The organism is Paenibacillus xanthanilyticus, assembly GCF_042682185.1.
GTDB classification, from domain to species: Bacteria; Bacillota; Bacilli; order Paenibacillales; family Paenibacillaceae; genus Paenibacillus_Z; species Paenibacillus_Z xanthanilyticus.
Window position 1 is genome coordinate 2,653,802 of sequence record NZ_JBHUHA010000002.1, and the last position, 15,233, is coordinate 2,669,034.

Annotated in this window: 11 protein-coding genes; 1 reads left to right on the forward strand and 10 read right to left on the reverse strand. The window is 63.3% G+C overall.

From position 1 onward, the window contains the following. Positions 1-76: 76 nt before the first annotated feature. From ACFSKT_RS29150 to ACFSKT_RS29175, 6 genes are all read right to left on the reverse strand, one after another. Positions 77-1,456, reverse strand: coding sequence for an extracellular solute-binding protein (locus ACFSKT_RS29150; RefSeq protein ID WP_377719261.1), 1,380 nt, complete (start codon positions 1,454-1,456; stop codon positions 77-79). A gap of 469 nt (positions 1,457-1,925) precedes the next feature. After that, positions 1,926-2,219, reverse strand: a complete 294-nt coding sequence (locus ACFSKT_RS29155; RefSeq protein ID WP_377776376.1) for a hypothetical protein — start codon at positions 2,217-2,219, stop codon at positions 1,926-1,928. Then, positions 2,216-3,655: a dihydropyrimidinase gene (gene hydA / locus ACFSKT_RS29160; protein ID WP_377719263.1), complete on the reverse strand. Its 1,440-nt coding sequence runs from the start codon at positions 3,653-3,655 to the stop codon at positions 2,216-2,218. Before hydA ends, ACFSKT_RS29155 begins: the two co-directional genes overlap by 4 nt. A 3-nt stretch (positions 3,656-3,658) precedes the next feature. Beyond that, positions 3,659-4,945, reverse strand: a complete 1,287-nt coding sequence (gene preA / locus ACFSKT_RS29165) for an NAD-dependent dihydropyrimidine dehydrogenase subunit PreA (protein ID WP_377719264.1) — start codon at positions 4,943-4,945, stop codon at positions 3,659-3,661. 152 nt (positions 4,946-5,097) lie between these two features. Then, positions 5,098-6,528, reverse strand: coding sequence for an NAD(P)-dependent oxidoreductase (locus ACFSKT_RS29170; RefSeq protein WP_377719265.1), 1,431 nt, complete (start codon positions 6,526-6,528; stop codon positions 5,098-5,100). A 207-nt stretch (positions 6,529-6,735) separates the two neighbouring features. Further along, a complete protein-coding gene (locus ACFSKT_RS29175; RefSeq protein ID WP_377719266.1) occupies positions 6,736-8,004 on the reverse strand; it encodes a M20 family metallo-hydrolase in 1,269 nt (422 codons plus the stop codon). A 249-nt stretch (positions 8,005-8,253) separates the two neighbouring features. Between ACFSKT_RS29175 and ACFSKT_RS29180 the strand changes: the two genes are divergently transcribed. Beyond that, positions 8,254-9,957: a PucR family transcriptional regulator gene (locus tag ACFSKT_RS29180; RefSeq protein WP_377719267.1), complete on the forward strand. Its 1,704-nt coding sequence runs from the start codon at positions 8,254-8,256 to the stop codon at positions 9,955-9,957. Between the two features lie 129 nt (positions 9,958-10,086). Here ACFSKT_RS29180 and ACFSKT_RS29185 read toward each other — a convergent pair whose 3' ends face one another. The 4 genes from ACFSKT_RS29185 to ACFSKT_RS29200 all read right to left on the reverse strand — a co-directional run bounded on the left by ACFSKT_RS29185 (position 10,087) and on the right by ACFSKT_RS29200 (position 15,141). Further along, the gene (locus ACFSKT_RS29185; protein ID WP_377719268.1) at positions 10,087-11,451 is read right to left on the reverse strand and encodes an aspartate aminotransferase family protein; all 1,365 of its coding nucleotides are present in this window, start codon (positions 11,449-11,451) and stop codon (positions 10,087-10,089) included. A 25-nt stretch (positions 11,452-11,476) separates the two neighbouring features. Continuing rightward, positions 11,477-12,937 (reverse strand): CoA-acylating methylmalonate-semialdehyde dehydrogenase, encoded by a 1,461-nt coding sequence (locus ACFSKT_RS29190; protein ID WP_377719269.1) that lies wholly within the window; start codon positions 12,935-12,937, stop codon positions 11,477-11,479. Between the two features lie 164 nt (positions 12,938-13,101). Beyond that, a complete protein-coding gene (locus ACFSKT_RS29195) occupies positions 13,102-13,983 on the reverse strand; it encodes a nitrilase-related carbon-nitrogen hydrolase (RefSeq protein WP_377719270.1) in 882 nt (293 codons plus the stop codon). Positions 13,984-14,073: 90 nt separating this feature from the next. Next, a complete protein-coding gene (locus ACFSKT_RS29200; protein ID WP_377719271.1) occupies positions 14,074-15,141 on the reverse strand; it encodes an ABC transporter substrate-binding protein in 1,068 nt (355 codons plus the stop codon). Between the last annotated feature and the right edge of the window lie 92 nt (positions 15,142-15,233).

Sequence of the window (15,233 nt, forward strand, 5' to 3'; positions counted from 1 at the left end):
GCGCAGGGGTCCGTCCCTGCAGCTAACGGCAGACCCCTTGCACCCTCGAACTTTGTCTCTATTTAGGTATGGCTAATTATTTGTTGGATTCGAACGCCGCTTGGTGCTCTTTCGCTACTTCCGCGGAGTCTTTCTTCTGCACGAACAGGTTTTGGATGCTCGTCAAGTGGCCTTGGGACGTACCCGGGTTCATCGTGTTGTCGAAGCTCAGGTCGCCGCCTTGCACTTCTTTGAACAGACCCAGTACTTCCATCGCCATGTCGGAGTAGCCGGCTGCTTTGAAGTCGCCTTCGACTTTCTGAGCCAGCCCTACCGCGCCTTTGACCGCGAACGCTTCTTTCGGGAAGTTCAGCATGAAGTAGTTCAGGAAGTCCTTCGTCTCTTGCAGGTGCTTGCTGTTCGCGGAGATCGCGAATGCGGAGCCCGGCGCGAGCATGAACTCGTTCGGGTTGCCTTTGCCGCCCACCGTCGGGAATTTGAATACGCCGACTTTGCCGTTAACCGACGACGTCTCGATGCCACCCGTTGCCCAGCTGCCCATGTAGTACATCGCCGCTTTGCCCGTCTTGAACAGGTTCTCGCCCGCGTTGTAGTCGAAGCTCGTCGCGCCTTCTTGGAACGCGCCGGCTTGCACCAGGTTCTGGAACGCTTCGACCGCTTCGACGAATGCCGGATCTTCGAACGTCTTGGTGCCTGCGGCAACGTCTTTCAGGAAGCCCGGGCCGTTCGTGCGGAGCAGGACGTTCATGAACAGGAACGAGCCCGTCCAGGAGTCTTTCTCGCCGATCGCCATTGGCTGGATGCCCTTCGCTTTAAGCGCTTTGACCACGTCGACCATCTCTTCGAACGTCGTCGGCACTTTCACGCCGCCTTGCTCGAACAGTTCTTTGTTGTAGTACACGAGGCCGATGTTGTTGCCGTCCGGCAGCGCGTACAGGTTGTTGTCGAATGTGTACCAGTCGAGGATGCCTTCTTGGAACGTGTCCTTCAGGCCGTTCTGCTCGACCATGTCGTTCAGCGGCGCGAACAGGTTCGCTTCCACGAACGGCTGCATTTGCGCGGCCGGGTTGACGATCGTGATGTCCGGTACTTCTTTGGAAGCCGCTTGCGTCTTCAGCTTCAGCTTCTGTTGGTCCGTGTTCAGCGAGTCGAGCTCGATTTTGACGTGCGGATTCGCCTTCTCGTAGTCGGCTACGATCTTCTTCAGCATGCCGTTCTTCGGATCGGTCGGATCCGGATAGATATTCTGGAACGTGATCGTCACGTTCTCTTTCTTCGGCTCTTCGGCCGGCGCGTTCGTGCCGCCGTTGTTCGTCGTTGCCGCGTTGTTCTTGGCCGCGTCGGTCTCGCCGCCGCTATTCGCGTTATTGCCACCGTTGTTGCTGCCACAAGCCGTCAAGCTTGCTGCCAGCACGCCGGCCAAAACCAGTTTGATGAGGTTGGATTGTTTAATCACCTTTGTAATCCCCCTTGTTTGATTTATGTCCTTATTATGACGCGGATATGATAACCCTTACAATGCGACAAGTTTAGGGGAAGAGGTTTAATTTCTTAAGGTGAGGAAATTTAAGGTAGGCTGAAGTTTACCCACCTCGGGCGAGCTGTCGAGGGACGGAAGGCCGTAGTGGCGCGGGGTTGGGGACGTAGTTCGTGGGGACTTTCGGCGGAGAAGTTAATGTCGGACGTCAGATGACCGATGTGGGATGTCTCGCGTAGGATAAGATTTTGGGATCCAGAAAGCGACAGCAACTTGCGCCACACTCACCCAAATTCCGCCTGCTTCCCCAACGTCAAAAAGAGCACTGTCCCCAGTGCCCCTCCTAAATCTATGCTGCCGCGCCCGAGTACGGGTTACGCGATTGGACAGTTCATCGCGCGACTGCGAACCGATTACCGGTCACGCAGAGCTCCCCGCCGGTTCCCCGCTATTCGCTTGGCCGGTGCCCGCTTCCGCCTTTCCTAGATACGAGCGATTCGGCGAACCAGGCGCAGAGGCCGACTCCCCCCGCCCGCATCCGCGCAAAAAGCAGCGTCACCACGTACTTCCGCGCGTCTGCCGTCAGCAGCTGCAGCTCGGCCCGCTCGTCGGACGGCGCCGCTTTCGCGAAGGACACGGCCGAACCGTCCATATCCTCGCTAATCCGCGTGATCCGGTACCCATCCGCCAACAGCGCGTCGATCGCCCGCTGCTCCTTCAGCACCTCCGCATAATGGCTCATGGCTGCACGCTCCCCGCCGCTTCGGCCGACGGCCGCTTCGGCTTCGCCGCATGCTGCCCGAACCGCTTCCGCCGCAAATATTCGCCGCTGCCCGGGGTGCCGACGAACTGCTTGTCGCGGATAACGAACTCGCCCCGCACGAGCACCGACGCCGGCTCCCCGGTCACGCCCATCCCCTCGAACGCGTTGTAGTCGACGCGCATATGGTGCGTCGCCGCCGATAACGCCCGCTGGGCGCGCGGGTCGAAAATGACGAGGTCCGCGTCGCTGCCCACGGCGATCGTCCCTTTCTGCGGGAACAAGCCAAACAGCTTCGCGCTTGACGTCGAGACGACGTCCACGAACTTGTTCAGCGACAGCCGCCCTTTCGCAACGCCCTCCGAGTAGAGGAGACTGAACCGGTCCTCGATCGTCGGCCCGCCGTTCGGGATTTTGGAGAAATCGCCGCGCCCGAGCTCCTTCTGGCCTTTGAAGTCGAACGAGCACTGGTCCGACCCGACCGTCTGCAGCGACCCGTTCCACAGCGCATCCCACAGCACGCTCTGATGGGACTTCTCCCGCAGCGGCGGCGACCAGACGTATTTGGCCCCCTCGAAATCCGGCTTCTCCAAATACGATACGTCGAGCGTCAGGTACTGCGGACACGTCTCGCCGTAGACGCGCAAACCTTTACGCCGAGCGTCCGCAATCTTCTCCACCGCCTCCGCGCACGTGACGTGCACGACGTACAGCTGGGAATCGGCCAGCTCCGTCAGGTTGACCGCCCGGCCCGTCGCCTCGCCTTCCAGTAGGGACGGCCGCGTCAGCGCATGGTAGATCGGATCGGTGTTGCCTTCTTCGAGCGCTTTGTCGATCAGGTAGGCGATGACGTCGCCGTTCTCCGCGTGCACCATGACGAGCGCGCCTTCCCGGCGGGCCAGCTGCAGCGTGCGCAGCAGCGTGCCGTCGTCGGCTTGGAACACGTTTTTGTACGCCATGAACACCTTCAGCGAGGTGATGCCTTCCTCGTCGATAATTTGCGGCAGCTCGCGCAGCACGTCGTCGTTCACTTCGCCGACCATGAGGTGGAAGCCGTAGTCGATGACCGCCTTGCCCTTCGCTTTGGCATGCCAGGCTGCCACCGCATCGCGCAGCGGCGCGCCTTTGCTCGTCAGGCAGAAGTCGATGATGCTCGTCGTCCCGCCGAACGCCGCCGCGATCGTGCCGCTCTCGAAATCGTCCGCCGTCACCGTGCCGCCGAACGGCATATCCAGGTGGGTGTGCGGGTCAATGCCGCCCGGGAACACGTAATGGCCGGTCGCGTCCACGACCTCCGCGTCCGCCGGCGCGGCGAGATCCGCGCCGATCTGCGCGATAACGCCATTGTCCACGAGAATATCGGCGACATACGTATCGGCCGCCGTCACGATCGTGCCGTTCTTGATCAACTTCTTCATCGTCTACACCGCCTCCATCTCGGCCGCCCCGGCGTTCAGCTTCGCCAGCGTGCGCTGCCTGTCGTTCCAGCTCATCGGCGCCCCCGCCGGAGCCGCCTCCACCATCTCGATCGCGCCGTCGACCGGGCAGACGATCGAGCATAAGTTGCAGCCGACGCAATCTTCTTCGCGAACCTGCAGGTATTTGCCGCTATCGCCGGTCAGCATGTCGATGCATTGATGCGACGTATCCTCGCAGGCGATATGGCATTTGTTGCAGTTGATGCACGTCTCGGTATTAATGCGCGCCACGACGCGGTAATTGAGGTCGAGATCGCCCCAGTTGGAGTAGCGCGGAACGGATTTGCCCACTAGCTCCATGACGGAGGCGATCCCTTTGTCGTCGAGATAATTGTTCAGCCCGTCGATCATCTCTTCCACGATGCGGAAGCCGTGATGCATCGCCGCCGTGCAGATCTGCACGCCCGTCGCGCCCATAAGCATGAATTCCACCGCATCCTGCCACGTCGAGATGCCGCCGATGCCGGAGATCGGCACGCCGACCTGCGGATTGCGGGCGCACTCGGCCACCATGTTGAGCGCGATCGGCTTGACGGCCGGACCGCAGTAGCCGCCGTGCGCGCCTTTGCCGGCTACATGCGGGATGGTCTGCCAGGAGTGGATGTCGACGCCCGCCAGCGAGTTGATCGTGTTGATCATGCTGATCGCGTCCGCCCCGCCCAGGACCGCATGCCGCGCCGTCACCGTAATGTCCGTGATGTTCGGCGTCAGCTTGACGATGACCGGCGTCTTGGCCGCTTCCTTCGCCCACATCGTCTGCATCTCGACGAGATCCGGCTGCTGTCCCGACGCCGCGCCCATGCCGCGCTCCGCCATCCCGTGCGGACAGCCGAAGTTCAGCTCCAGCCCGTCGACGCCGACGTCTTCGACCCGCTTGACGATCTCGTGCCACTTCTCCCGCTTCGGCTCGACCATCAGGGAGGCGATGAGCGCATGGTTCGGGAAGCGTTTCTTCGTCTCGTAGATTTCCTTCAGGTTCACCTCGAGCGGACGGTCCGTAATCAGCTCGATATTATTGAACCCCGCGACGCGCTGGCCATTAAAATGGACCGCCGCGAACCGCGCGGACGTGTTGATGATCGGCTCGCCGAGCGTCTTCCAGACGGCGCCGCCCCAACCGGCCTCGAAGGCGCGCTGCACCTGGTAGCCGGTATTCGTCGGCGGGGCAGACGCCAGCCAGAACGGATTCGGCGCCTCGATGCCCGCCAGGTTAATGCGTAAGTCTGCCATGCGACCAACCCTTTCGCGCGTAAGTTATGGATAACCAAATGGACATGTCCTATCCGCTGCCGTCGATTCGTCAGACCGAACTCAAGTTCAATTTCCGTGGGGCCGAAGGATAGGCGGCGGGTGAACGACGATGCGAGCTCGTCGGAATACCGCTACATCGCCACCTTACCCTGCTCATCTTCGCCCTGCGCGGCGGGCGCAGCCTCCGATTCCGCCGGGGCGAGTTCCGCGAAATGCCGGCTGATCGCGCGCGCCGTCCGCTTGCCCTGCTCGGCCGCCGAGACGACCATCGCTTCGCCTTGGCCGGCGCCGAACACGATGTCCCCGGCCGCATACACCTTCGGGTTGGATGTGACGTGCGTGTCGGGATCGATCCGGACAACGCCGCGGTCGTGCGCGAGGCCCAGCTGGTCGATGAGCGCGACCCGGCGCTTCTGCCCGATTGCCGTCACGACCGCGTCCACCGGCATCCGGAACGCGGAGCCTTCGATCGGCACCGGCGCGCGCCGCCCGTCTGCCCCCGGCTCCGACAGCTGCATCCGTACGCATTCGAGCGCCGTCACCTTGCCCTGCTCGTCGCCGATGATCCGCACCGGGGCGGTCAGCCAGGCGAACTCGACGCCGTCCTGCTTGGCGAATTCGAATTCGAAGTCGTACGCGGTCATCTCCGCCCGCGTCCGCCGGTAGACGATGCGCACGTTCTCGGCCCCGAGCCGCACGGAGCAAGTCGCCGCGTCGATCGCCGTGTTGCCCGCCCCGATCACCGCCACGCGCGCGCCTGCAAAGGCCGGCTGCGGCTGATCGGCGGATTTGGTCGACTCCACGAGGTGAATCGCATCGTACACGCCGTCCAAATCCTCGCCCTCGATGCCCAGCGGCGGCACATCGCCCATCCCGGCCGCGAGCACCACCGCATCGTAGCTGTCCAGCAGCAGCTCTGCCGGAACGTCATCGCCGACCTTCACGCCGGTGCGAATGTCGACGCCGAGCTTCTCCACCTGCTCGACCTCCCAGAGCGAGATGGACTGCGGCAGCCGGAACGAGACGATGCCGTGCGTGTCGAGACCGCCCGCGAGCGGCTTCGCTTCGTAGATCGTCACGGCGAAGCCGTCCCGCGCCAGCTCCCGGGCGGCGGACAGGCCGGCCGGACCGCCGCCGATGACCGCCACGCGGCGTCCGTTCGGCGCGCCGGCTTTGAAGAGCGGGCGCCCGTCCGCGATCGCCCAATCCGTCGCGTAGCGCTGCAGCTTGCCGATCATGATCGGCTCGGAGGCGTCGTTTAGCACGCAGGCGCCTTCGCACAGGATCTCCGTCGGGCAGACGCGCGCGCAGCTGGCGCCGACCGGGTTCGCGTCCATGATCGTCGTGGCCGCGCCCTTCAGATTGTCGGTCGCGATCCGTTTGATGAAAGACGGGATGTTAATGCCGGTCGGACAAGCTTGAATGCAAGGGGCGTCATAGCAATATAGACAGCGGTTCGATTCTTCGACCGCCGCCTTGCGCGTAAGGCCCGGCTCGGCTTCCGCGAAATTGCGCGCGAGCAGCTCGGGCGCAAGCATGCGAAGCGGTGAACGTTGCTCCATCTCTCATCCCTCCCAAGGCTATGCTTTCATGTATGCAAGATTGGACTGGCTTTATGCCAGCGAATCCGGAATTTACGAATGATTGCGTTATTGCCGCCGCTAGACAAAGCCGTCATGTCTCCGAGACGCGGCCGAAACAGGCAGCCGGAGCGCTCGCAGCTTCGAGGTAGGATGCAGCCCCTGCCCCGATCCTTCTCGCGGCATGCCCTATGCCGGCTCCGCCGGCGCGGGGGCGCCCGCCGCGCACAGCGACAGCGCCGTCCGGTACAGCAGCTCGCAGCCGAGCGCGATGTCCGCCTGCGTCGAGAATTCCTTCGGGTTGTGGCTGATGCCGTCCTTGCACCGGACGAAAATCATCCCGTACTCGCAGTATCGCGACATGGCCAGCGAATCGTGGAACGGGCCGCTCATCAGCTCGGGCAGCGCCACGCCGAGATCAGCCGCCGACGCGCGGATCGCGTCCTTGATCCGCTCCGCGCAGTACCGCGGCTCGCTGTTCGTGTCCTCGCGGATCGCATACGTCAAGCCGTTCGCGGTCGCCGCTTCGTCGATCAAGGCGCGCAGCTCCGCCTCCAGCCGGTCGCGCCGGGCAAGATCGATATCCCGCAGATCGACCGTGAACCGGACATGCTCCGGAATGATGTTCCGCGAATCCGGGAACACCTGCAGCGATCCGACCGTGCCGACTGTCGGGGCACCCGGATCGCGGCCGGCGATCGCTTGCAGCCCGGTGATGATTCTCGCCGCCCCCGCCAGCGCGTCCCTCCGCAGCGTCATGGGGACCGAGCCTGCGTGGCCCGCGAAACCATAGAGGTCGATCGTCCACCAGAGCGGCCCGGATATGCCGGTCACGAGACCGACGGGGCTGTTCAGCGACTCCAGCACCGGCCCCTGCTCGATGTGCAGCTCCAGGAAGGAGCCGACCCTGCCCGGCGGATAGACCGACTCCGCGAATCGGGCTGGATCGCCGCCGAACGCGAGGAGCGCCTGCAGCCGGGTCACGCCGTCTTTGTCGACCCGCTCGAGCTCGCCGTCTTCCAGCTGGCCGAGCAGCCCCCGGACGCCGAACAAGCCTTTGTTGAACCGGCAGCCCTCCTCGTCGCAGAACGAGACGACCTCGATCGGCACGGCGGGCGCGATGCCCTGCTCCCGCATCGTCTGCACCGCTTCGATCGCGCCGATGACCCCGATGATGCCGTCGAAGCGTCCCGCATACGGCTGCGTGTCGATATGCGAGCCCATCATGACGGCCGGCGCATTCGGATCGGCGCCTTCCAGCCGGCCGATCAAATTGCCGAACGCGTCGATGCGCGCCGTAAGACCCGCTTCCTCCATCCACCCTTTCACGACGAGCACCGCTTCCAAATCCTCGTTCGATAGCGCCAGGCGGCAAACGCCGGTTTCGCTGATTTTGCCGATTTGGGCCAGTCGATCGATGCGGGCCGCAATGCGTTCCGAATTAACGGTTAAGGGCATCTTAGCGCCTCCCTCATCCTTTTGTGTAAGATAATATAACATTTAATTTGAATTTTTCAGATAAATCAAGCTGCTATTTCGGTATTTTTTCTTAACTACGCTAATTCGACATGTTTTTCGCTTCATTTGTGTTAAATTATATAACATAACCAACTATACCGAGGATCCGATTCGGATTCACTAGACATCCTGTCAAAAGGGAGCCGTATCTTTTCTGCCATCAAATTGCGGAAAGCGAGGGATTGCATTATGGAGACGGAACGCAGCTTAACGGTCGGAGATGCGCTGAAACGGCCGCTATTCGAAGGGGCGCGGCTCGTGGCGGGCGCCGCCGGCCTGCATCGGCGGATACGCTGGGTGCACATTCTCGAAATTACGAACTTCGAGACGCTCATCCACGGAGAAGAAATGATTTTGACGACCGGCATGGGATTCGCGGAGAAAGCCGACTCTCCGCTCGCCTTCATGCGCGGATTGATCGGGCGCAAAGCCGCCTGTCTGTGCATCGAGCTCGGGCCGAAGTTCCCGGAAGCGCCGCGCGAGCTGAAGGAGCTCGCCGATCGGCACGGTTTTCCGCTCATCGTCTTCCCGCGCACCGTGCGCTACGTCGATATTACGCAGGACCTCCATTCCGCCATCATCAACCGCCATCACCTCATGCTCCAGGAGCTGGAGAGACTGTCCCGGGCGTTCCATCGGCTGACGCTGACCTCGCAAGGCACCCTCAACGTGCTGAAGCTGCTCTACCAAAGCACCGGCGCGCAGCTCGTCTACCGGCCGTTGGCCGGCAAGCCGACCTGCTTCCCGCCCTTGCGGCCGGAGGAACAAGCGTCGCTGCTGGAGCGGACGGCGGCCCGTGCTTCGGAGACGGCGGGCATCAAGCCGGACAGCGCCCCGTTGGTCGAGGAGCACGATGGCCGGCACTGGGTGCTGAAGCCTATCGGCGCGCTTGATCAGACTTGGGCGTCGCTGCTCATGATCTGTCCGCGGCAGCCGGGGGAATTCGATTATTTGCTGCTCGACTCGGCTGCCCTCTCCATCGCGCAGGAGCTGCTGCGCACCCGGTACATGGAGGAACGCAAGCTGTTCGCCGAGAACCGGTGGATCGCGGAGCTGCTCGGCGGCGAGCTGAGCGACGAGAAACAGCTTCGAATACTGGTCGGGCTCGATTACAAAAAGCTGAGCGAATCCAGGTTCCACGCGTGTTTGATCGAGATCGACAATTTGTACGACGAGGAGCTCGGCATGAACGAGCAGGAATGGGAGTCGATCCGGCTGCACCTGTCGCTGCTGCTCCGCTCCGCCTTCGAGCGGCACGCTTTCCGGCCGCTTCTGACGATGAAGAACAACCGGCTCGTCATTCTCGCCTTCGATCTGAAGTCGAAGCTCCCGGCCAAAATCCGGATCCGCCAGGCGCTCGACTCGCTCGGCGATCTGCACGCCGACGAGAAGCTGAAGGACTTGAAGCTCGTCGCCGGCATCGGCGGAGCCTGCGAGCAGCTCGCGCTGGCAAGCCGCAGCTACCAGGAAGCGGTGCAGGCGCTGGCGCTGCACGCGTCCTGCCAGCAGCAGATCGTCTTCTATGAGGAGCTCGGGGTATTCCAGCTGCTGCTGCGGCTGAACGACGGCTCGACGCTGCAGCAGTTCGTGCGCGGCAACCTGGGACCGCTGATCGACCACGATCAAAGCAAGGGCAGCGAGCTGCTGCATACGCTCAACGTGTATCTCGATCACGACGGCTCGAAGCAGCTGGCTGCCCAGCGGCTGTTCATCGTCCGGCAGTCGCTCTACTACCGGCTGGAGAAAATCGCCGAGCTGCTCGGCGACCATTACATGGCGCCGGAGAACCGGATCGCGATCCAGGTCGCCCTGCGCGCTTACCAAATGCTCTATCCGGATAAGCTTCGCCCGGCCGCCTCTCCCGCGGCCGTGCGCAAGGTGGCGCGCGGGTAATCCGCGAGACATGGCGAGCCGGGGCCGAGACAGCCCTGGGCTCGCCGGTCTGTGCCGGGTCGCGGCACTGCGACCGGCCAATCGCGACTCTCACGTCACTATTGGCGCCGACCTATCCCCTCCACCGCCTTACTCCGCAACTTCTCCCATTACCTGCTTGAATGTCTGCACGATAAAATCCACGTCCTCGTCCGTGCACGACAGCGGCGGGCTGAACGTGAGCACGTTGTTGAAGCCCGCGACGGTGTCGCCGTTCTTGCCGATGATAAGGCCGGCGCGCTTGCAGCCGCCGATAATGCGCTTGACGATGTCCGCGCCCGCCGGCGCCTTGGTCGCCTGATCCGCGACCAGCTCGACGCCGAGCAGGAAGCCGAAGCTGCGGATGTCGCCGACGAGCGGATGCGCCAGCAGCTCGTCGAACTCGGCGCGCAGCCGTTCGCCCAGCACGCGGCTGCGCTCGACAAGGCCTTCGCGCTCCATCACCTGCAGATTCGCCAGCGCCAGCGCGCACGCGGCCGGGTTGCCGCCGAATGTATTCACATGACGCAGATGGCCGTACAGCTCGGGATCCTTGAACGCCTCATAGATGTCCTTGCGCACGGCGGTCGCCGACAACGGCAGGTAGCCGCTCGTGAGCCCCTTCGCCATCGTCACGATGTCCGGCTTCACGCCGAAATTGTGATGCCCGAACCGCTGTCCCGATCGCCCGAAGCCGCAGATGACCTCGTCGATGATGAGCAGCACGCCGTGCTGGCGGCAAATTTCCTCGACCCGCGTCATATACGCCGGCTCCGGCACGATGACGCCGCCCCCGGTAATGACCGGCTCCAGGATGACGCCGGCGACCGATTCCGCGCCCTCCCACACGATCGTCCGCTCGATCTCGTCGGCGCATTGGCGGTTGAACGCCTCGACGCTCATCCCCTCCGGACGGCGGTAGCTGTCCGGCGGCGATACATGCAGGAAGCCGCTCGTCATCGGCTCGTACTTGTATTTGCGCTGCGCCTGGCCCGTCGCCGACAGCGCGCCGAGCGAGCTGCCGTGGTACGCGCGGTAGCGCGAAATGAACTTGAACCGGTTGTGCGCGCCGATCTGCTGCTGGTATTGGCGGGCGATTTTGAACGCGACCTCGTTCGCCTCCGAACCGCTGTTGGAGAAGAAGATCACGTAGTCGCCCTCCAGCCACTCATTCAGCTTCTCCGCCAGCTCGATCGCGGGCAGATGGCTCTGCGTCAGCGGATAATACGGCAGCGTCGACAGCTGCTTGTAGGCGGCTTCCGCCAGCTCCTGCCGGCCGTAGCCGACGTTGACGCACCAGAGGCCGGACATCGCGTCCAAGTACCGGTTCCCTTCGCTGTCCGTAATCCACGCCCCCTGCGCGCTCGCGACGATCATCGGGCGGTCGTGCTCGCTGTACGGCGACATGCCGTGCCACAAATACCGCCGATCCTTCTCCTTCATCTCCTGCGTATCGATCCCGTTCAGATCCAGCATGCGGATCAGCTCCTCTCCATCGCCGTTAATAGCGGGCCGTCACCATTTTTTTGCGCGTGTAAAATTCGACGCCGTCGCGGCCGTTCGCGTGCAGATCGCCGTAGAACGACTTCTTGTAGCCCGAGAACGGGAAAAACGCCATCGGCGCCGGCACCCCAAGATTGACGCCGAGCATCCCCGCGTCGATCTCCTCCCGGAACATGCGGATCGCCCGCGCGCTATCCGTGTAGAGACAAGCCCCGTTGGCGAATTCGGACCGATTGGCGACCGCGATCGCCTCCGCCAAGTCCTTCACCCGCACGACCGCCAGCACCGGCGCGAAAATTTCGTCGTTCCAGATCGCCATCCCCGGCTTCACCCGGTCAAAGATCGTCGGCCCAACGAAATACCCGTCCCCCGAAGCGGCCGCATCCCGTCGGCCGTCCCGCGCCAGCTCGGCCTGCTCCGCCACGCCCTGCTCGATATACCGGATCGTCCGCGCCTTGTTCGACTCCCGAATGACCGGCCCGAGGAACACGCCTTCGTCGAGCCCGTTGCCGATGCGGATCGCGTCCGCCGCCTCGACGAGCCGCGCCACCAGCTCGTCGGCGACCTCCTCCACGACCGCGACGACCGCGCACGCCATGCAGCGTTCCCCCGCCGATCCGAACGCGGCGGACGTGATATTGCGCACCGCGTTGTCGAGATCGGCATCGGCCAGCACGATGGAATGGTTCTTCGCGCCCGCGAGCGCCTGCACCCGTTTGCCGTGCGACGTCCCCGTCTTGTAGACGTACTCGGCGATCGGCTGCGAGCCTACGAAAGAAATCGCTTCCACGTCTTCATTCTGCAGCATCGCGTTCACGACGTCATGCGCGCCGTGCACGACGTTGAGCACCCCGGGCGGGAAACCCGCCGCCTCGAACAGCTCCGCCAACCGATTCACCAGCAGCGGCGTCCGCTCCGACGGCTTGAGCACGAACGCGTTGCCGCAGGCGACCGCGAGCGGGAACATCCAGCACGGCACCATCATCGGGAAATTAAACGGCGTGATGCCGCAGACGACGCCGAGCGGGTACCGGTACATGCCCGATTCGATCCCGGTCGCGATATCCGGCAGCTGGCTGCCCATCAGCAGCGTCGGCGCGCCGGCGGCGAACTCGACGCATTCGATGCCGCGCTGCACCTCGCCCTGCGCCTCCTCCAGACCCTTGCCGTTCTCGGTCGTGATCAGCCGGGCGAGTTCGTCCGCGTTCTCCGACAGCAGCTGCTGATACCGGAACAGATAGCGGGCCCTGCGGGGAGCCGCTACCTTCCGCCACGAGGCGAACGCCTGCGACGCCGCCTGCACCGCCAGATCGAGCTCCTCCGCCGTCGACAGCGGCACCTGCGCGATCGCCTTGCCCGTGGCGGGATTGTACACTTCTTCATATACCGTCGCCACCGAATCGACCCAATCCCCGCCGATCCAATTGCGCAGTTTCGCCGGTTGCGCGGTCAGCACCATGGCAGCATCCCCTTTCGTTCATTCCTACCGGACGGCATGGGCACGGGCGGCAGCGCGCCGCCTGAGCCTCGCGGATTGTGCACGCTCGCGAGACTGGCGCCCCGAACGATCCACGCTCGCCCGACCGCCTTTGCTCTTCTGCCCTTGCCCATCCGCCGCATCCGCTACAATTTCGATAACTCTTGATACGTCTCCGGCCGCCGATCACGGTAGAACTGCCAGCTTTCGCGAACCTCGCGAATGAGCCGCTTATTCATCGCCCCGACCACGACCTCGTCCTGATCGCGGCTGCCGATCGCCACGAAGCTTCCCCGCGGATCGACCAGGTAGGACTGGCCGTAGAATTCGCCCATGTTCCAGGGTGCCTCGTACCCGACCCGGTTGATCGCGGCCACGTAGTAGCCGTTGGCCACCGCGTGAGCCGGCTGCTCCAGCTTCCACAGATACTCCGAGGTGCCTGCGACCGTCGCCGACGGGTTGAACACGATCTCCGCCCCGTTCAGCCCGAGCATGCGCGCCCCTTCCGGAAAATGCCGGTCGTAGCAGATATACACGCCTACTTTAGCGTATGCGGTATCGAACACCGGATAGCCCAGGTTGCCCGGCTTAAAATAATACTTCTCCCAAAATCCGCAGCCGCCCCCGCCCGCCCCGACGTGCGGAATGTGGTGCTTGCGGTATTTGCCCAAATACGCGCCGTCCGCGTCGATCACGGCGGCCGTGTTGTAATAAGCGGCGATGCCTTCGCGCTCGTAAATCGGCAGCACGATGACCACGCCCAATTCCTTCGCCAGCGCCTGAAAAAGCTTCGTCGTCGGACCGTTCGGGATCTCCTCGGCCGCCTCGTACCACTTGTTCGTCTGCTCCGCGCAGAAATACGGGCCGTAGAAAATTTCTTGCAGGCCCACGATCTGGGCGCCGCGCGCCTTCGCCTCGCGCACGAGTCCGATCGTCTTCTCAATCGCGGCCGCCTTGTGCGCCGCGACCGGCTCTTCGCCGCTTACCTCATGCTTGGTCTGCACCAAGCCAATCTGCACCGTATCCATACGCCAACGCTCCTTTCGGAAGAGCGGCGGCCGCTCGCGGGATGTGCCGGGAGCGCGCCGCTGCCTGATTAATCATTGAATCCCACGCCGCTACTTGGCCGCCATCTCCACGATCTCGTTCGTGTAGGCGGCGCTCAGGTCGGCCGCTTCCTTAATGACGCCGAACTGCAGAGCGATGTCGGCGGTCTGCTTGAACTTCGCTTCGTCGATGTAGCCCAGCTTCGCCAGATCGAAGCCATCCGGCGCGACCAGCTTGGCGACCTCCTTCATCATCGTCACCTGGTGCTCGCGCGTCGTCGACCCTTCTTCCGCCGACTTCATCACGCTGTCCACCGCCGATTCGGGATTATCGATCGCGTCCTTCCACCCTTTCAAGGATGCGCGCACGAATTTGGCCGCCGTCTCCTTGTTGTCCGCGAGCCAATCCTTGTTCGCGAACAGATTATCCTCCAGCATCGCCACGCCTTCTTCGTTCATGTCGATGATGGACAGCTCGCTGGCCGGCACCCCCTGCTCGAGCACGACCGGATATTCGTTGTAGGTCATGGCCGACGCGGCATCCAGCTCGCCGGCGAGGAACTGGTCCATCGTGAAGCCCTGCTTGACGAAGGAGAGATCCTTGTTCGGGTCCAGCTTGTATTTGTCGAAGAGGGCCAACAGCTCGAACTCGTTGCCGCCCATCCAGTTGCCGACCTTCTTGCCGGCCAGGTCCGCCGGGGATTGAATGTCCGCCGACTTCTTGGAGACCAGCACAAGTCCGCTCTCCTGGTAGATCTGCGCGATCTCGACGATCGGCAGACCGGCCTCCTGGCTGGCGAGCAGGCTCGCGACCCAATCGACGCCGATATCCGCCGCTCCATTCGCCACTTGCTGCTCCGGCACGATATCCGGCCCGCCCGGGACGATTTCCACTTCGAGCCCTTCGGCCTCGTAATACCCTTTGTCCTCGGCGACGTAATAGCCGGCGAACTGCGCCTGCGGCACCCACTTGAGCTGCAGCTTGACCTTCACCGGATCTGCTGCCTCGCCGCCCGCATTCCCCGAGCCGCCCGAGGCCGGTTCATTGTTGCCGCCGCATGCCGATAGCAGCAGGCCGGCCAACAGCAGCACGCCACCCGCTTTGGCGCCGCGCCGCGTTCTCCCCGAAGTCTTCTCCATCGCTAACCCTCTCCTTATTTATGAGGCTTCTCGTGCAGCCCGCAGGCCACCAGACCGGCAGGCATCTAAGTCCGGCGTCGAACACGCGACCT

Coding starts and splice junctions, on each gene's coding strand:
- ACFSKT_RS29190 (WP_377719269.1), bottom strand. CDS start 12,937: ATGGTGCTGACCGCGCAACCGGCGAAACTGCGCAATTGGATCGGCGGG.
- ACFSKT_RS29200 (WP_377719271.1), bottom strand. CDS start 15,141: ATGGAGAAGACTTCGGGGAGAACGCGGCGCGGCGCCAAAGCGGGTGGC.
- ACFSKT_RS29180 (WP_377719267.1), top strand. CDS start 8,254: ATGGAGACGGAACGCAGCTTAACGGTCGGAGATGCGCTGAAACGGCCG.
- ACFSKT_RS29185 (WP_377719268.1), bottom strand. CDS start 11,451: ATGCTGGATCTGAACGGGATCGATACGCAGGAGATGAAGGAGAAGGAT.
- ACFSKT_RS29170 (WP_377719265.1), bottom strand. CDS start 6,528: ATGGAGCAACGTTCACCGCTTCGCATGCTTGCGCCCGAGCTGCTCGCG.
- ACFSKT_RS29175 (WP_377719266.1), bottom strand. CDS start 8,004: ATGCCCTTAACCGTTAATTCGGAACGCATTGCGGCCCGCATCGATCGA.
- ACFSKT_RS29155 (WP_377776376.1), bottom strand. CDS start 2,219: ATGAGCCATTATGCGGAGGTGCTGAAGGAGCAGCGGGCGATCGACGCG.
- hydA (WP_377719263.1), bottom strand. CDS start 3,655: ATGAAGAAGTTGATCAAGAACGGCACGATCGTGACGGCGGCCGATACG.
- preA (WP_377719264.1), bottom strand. CDS start 4,945: ATGGCAGACTTACGCATTAACCTGGCGGGCATCGAGGCGCCGAATCCG.
- ACFSKT_RS29195 (WP_377719270.1), bottom strand. CDS start 13,983: ATGGATACGGTGCAGATTGGCTTGGTGCAGACCAAGCATGAGGTAAGC.